Origin of the sequence: Ferruginibacter sp. (assembly GCF_031430955.1) — a bacterium.
GTDB lineage: Bacteria > Bacteroidota > Bacteroidia > Chitinophagales > Chitinophagaceae > Ferruginibacter.
Window position 1 is genome coordinate 1 of record NZ_JANPCM010000063.1, and the last position, 3,625, is coordinate 3,625.

At 37.5% G+C, this 3,625-nt stretch carries 4 protein-coding genes; all 4 read left to right on the forward strand.

All coding sequences use genetic code 11. The features are described 5' to 3' along the window. Window positions 1-729 (forward strand): FAD-dependent oxidoreductase (locus tag ACY65O_RS01715; protein ID WP_462219121.1); only part of this gene is annotated, 729 nt, incomplete at its 5' end. Between the two features lie 352 nt (window positions 730-1,081). Next, window positions 1,082-2,350 (forward strand): NAD-dependent dihydropyrimidine dehydrogenase subunit PreA, encoded by a 1,269-nt coding sequence (preA, locus tag ACY65O_RS01720; RefSeq protein WP_462219122.1) that lies wholly within the window; start codon window positions 1,082-1,084, stop codon window positions 2,348-2,350. A gap of 179 nt (window positions 2,351-2,529) precedes the next feature. Next, a complete protein-coding gene (locus ACY65O_RS01725) occupies window positions 2,530-3,063 on the forward strand; it encodes a GNAT family N-acetyltransferase (RefSeq protein WP_462219123.1) in 534 nt (177 codons plus the stop codon). A gap of 217 nt (window positions 3,064-3,280) precedes the next feature. Further along, window positions 3,281-3,625 (forward strand): caspase family protein (locus tag ACY65O_RS01730; protein ID WP_462219124.1); only part of this gene is annotated, 345 nt, incomplete at its 3' end.

Here is a 3,625-nt window from a genome sequence, read left to right on the forward strand (position 1 = left end):
TATAACCAGGAGCTGGGTAAAAATATTTCGCTTGCTGCATTACAAAAAAAATATGACGCAGTATATCTTGGAATTGGTGTAGGCTTAGCAAGGCAATTAGATATTCCCGGTGAAGATTTAGAAGGTGTGGAAGATGCGATAAAATTTATTTACGATTTAAGAGACAAAGGTTTTCCTGCAATACCTGTGGGTGATAAAGTTGCTGTAATTGGTATGGGTATGACGGCTATTGATGCTGCCACGCAGGCAAAACGTTTGGGTGCAAAAGAAGTAACGATGCTCTACAGAAGAACGCAGGAAGAAATGCCCTGCACCCAACATGAACTGGATATTGCTATGTTAGATGGTTGTAAAATAATGTGGTTAGCTGCACCAAAAGAATTAAAAGGGGTTAATGGAAAAGTAACCCAAATCATTTGCAATATTATGCAACTCGGCGAGCCCGATGCCAGCGGCAGAAGAAGCACAGAAGTAACCGGTGAAACATTTTCTTTAGAGGTGGACATGGTGATTAAAGCCGCAGGCCAAATGCCTTTTGAAGAATTAATAATGGATAATGGTATTATGAATAATAAAGGAAGGGTTGTTATTAATAATTGTGCAACAAATATTAAAGGCGTGTTTGCCGGTGGCGATGCAGTGAATGGCGGTAAAGAAGTTGTTGATGCGGTGCAGGCGGGAAAGGACGGGGCAGCTGCAATAATGCAATACTTAGGAATTAGCAATTAGGAATTTGATTTCAAATTCAAACTGATCCTGAAGAAAAAATTTCTATAGATTTTAAAGCCTGAAAGGCTGACATTAATATAGCAAACAAATTATTAAATGAAGCAAAACCCCGAAGGGGTGACATTAGTAAAAATAAAAAATTCTATAATGCTCAATAAGGAAATATTGCTGAAGAGTGTCTCGCCTTAGGCCAGACCAATGAAGTTGAATAGAGAAATATAGATGGGCTCAAAAAAAGAAAATGCAATTTTTTTAGAGTAGATAATAATCACAAATGCTTGCAACAAAAAATATAAAACTTAATCTTCTAACTAATCTACCCTGTTTCCCCTTTAGGGGATAGGGGCTTCATATGGCAAACATAACCTCAAACTTCCTCGGCATAAAATCTCCCAACCCATTTTGGTTAGCGAGTGCGCCGCCGACAGATAAAAAATATAATGTACTCCGTGCTTTTGAAGCCGGCTGGGGCGGCGTGGTTTGGAAAACGCTTGGCAGCCAGGTAAAAAATGTTTCATCAAGATATTCTGCTGTAGATTATGGCGGACAAAGAGTAATGGGTTTTAATAATATTGAACTTATCAGCGACAGGCCGCTGGAAATAAATTTGAAAGAAATTGCAGAGTGTGTAAAATTATTTCCCGACAGGGCAATGATTATTTCATTGATGGCCGACAATGATAAAAACAGCTGGCACGAATTAATAAAAAAATGTGAAGACACCGGTGCACATGGCTTTGAATTAAATTTTGGTTGTCCGCATGGCATGACGGAACGTGGCATGGGCGCCGCCGTGGGGCAAGACCCGGAAATTGCCTGTATGGTAGTAGAGTGGGTGATGGAAAAAGCAACGATTCCTGTTATAACAAAATTAACACCCAATGTACATTCGGTGGTACCCACCGGAAGGTCGGTGGTAAAAGCAGGAACGAATGCATTGTCGTTGATCAATACCATTCAATCAATAACCGGTGTGGATTTGGATACACTGGTGCCCAATCCTTATGTTGCAGGTAAATCTGTTTTTGGCGGCTACTGCGGACCGGCAGTTAAACCAATTGCCTTAAAATTTTTAACCACTATTGCTCAGGATGAGTTGACAAAAAAAGTTCCGATAAGTGGCATTGGAGGAATAAGCACATGGAAAGATGCAGTAGAATTTATGTTGCTGGGTGCCACTAACGTACAGGTGTGCACCGCTGCAATGAAACATGGTTTTAGAATTGTGGAAGATATGATTGAAGGATTAAACAACTGGATGGATGAAAAAGGTTTTAAAACACTGGAAGATTTTATTGGTAAATCGGTTGATACCATTACACATTGGGAAGACCTCGACATCAACTATCACCACATTGCAAAAATAAACCAGGATAAATGTATCCACTGTGGTTTGTGTTATATTGCCTGCGAAGACACTTCTCATCAATCCATCAATTTACAATTTGGCAAACCTTATAACACTTACACCATTAAAGAAGAAGAATGCGTAGGCTGTAATTTATGTGAACTCGTTTGCCCCGTTGATGATTGCATTACTATGGAAGAGCACCGGGTGGCACCCGAATATTTAAACTGGGTGGAGTTTCAGAAAAGAGGATTGCCGCTGAACGATCATTGATTGGTGCGATTTCAAAATAAGAAACTTGCTTAGGGATTTGCCTCTAATTTTTGTAATAGTAGCCGCCACAGTGTACCTTAAAAAACTTCTATCTTAACACCTGTAAACAAATTCTTTTCATTCAATTAGTGTTTAAAATTTAGTTCTTCGTTATATCTTGCAGGTAACAAAAATTTATTATGATTCGATTAGAATATTTTACCCCTGATGATTTTGAGCAGTTGATTAAGTGGATAGATAACGAAGAGATTTTAATGAACTGGGCAGGAGGTTTATTCAGTTTTCCTCTTAAGCCTAAAAGTTTAGAATGGTATATTGAAGGGGTAAATGATATAAATACATCCGAAGCATTTGTTTACAAAGCGATAGATGATGAAACAGGAAATATTATTGGCCATATATCTTTAGGCGGCATCAGCAAAAAAAATAAAGCAGGACGTATAACAAGAGTTTTGGTTGATCCCATGCAACAGGGCAAAGGGTATTGCAGGCAAATGGTAAGTGCGGTTTTAAAAATTGGGTTTAACGATCTGCACCTGCACCGCATTGCTTTAGGCGTGTACGATTTTAATAAAGCCGCTATCAGTTGTTATAAAAAAGCCGGCCTTGTAATTGAAGGCACCAGCCGTGATTGTTTATTATTTAAAGGCCAATGGTGGAGTTTAACAGAGATGAGTATTTTAGAAGAAGAGTGGAGAGATAAAGGAAAGTAATTTTTTTGGGCCGAACTTTTTGTTTTTCAATTTTACTTCATTGGTCTGGCCTAAGGCGAGACACTCTTGTACTTCATATCATTGGGGAACTTTAATTATGTTTTGCTGAAAAGCATTTAATAAAAAATTAAATTTCAAATCAATTTTTTAAAGATTAGGTTTTGTATATTTATAAGTTGTGCGTCATGCTTAAACTACATTTCAAACATTAATAAATTTGAGCGGAAAAAATTACATACTAACTATTGCCATAGACAAATACAAGAACAATTCATTTAAGGTTTTAAACAATGCCAAATTTGACGCAAAAAGACTTCAAACAATCCTAATAGAAAAATATGGCTTTGATAATGTACAAAACCCACTGTTTGACACACTAGCAAGTAGAGCCAACATCATTGACGCCCTTAACAATCTTGGAGGAGTTTTGACAACAAATGATAAACTCATAATTTATTTTGCAGGACATGGATTAATTCATCCAAAGACAAAGAAAGGTTTTTGGATTCCATACGATGCTACACATAACTCTACTCATAATTACATTAACAATTCCACCATA

Coding starts and splice junctions, on each gene's coding strand:
- preA (WP_462219122.1), top strand. CDS start 1,082: ATGGCAAACATAACCTCAAACTTCCTCGGCATAAAATCTCCCAACCCA.
- ACY65O_RS01725 (WP_462219123.1), top strand. CDS start 2,530: ATGATTCGATTAGAATATTTTACCCCTGATGATTTTGAGCAGTTGATT.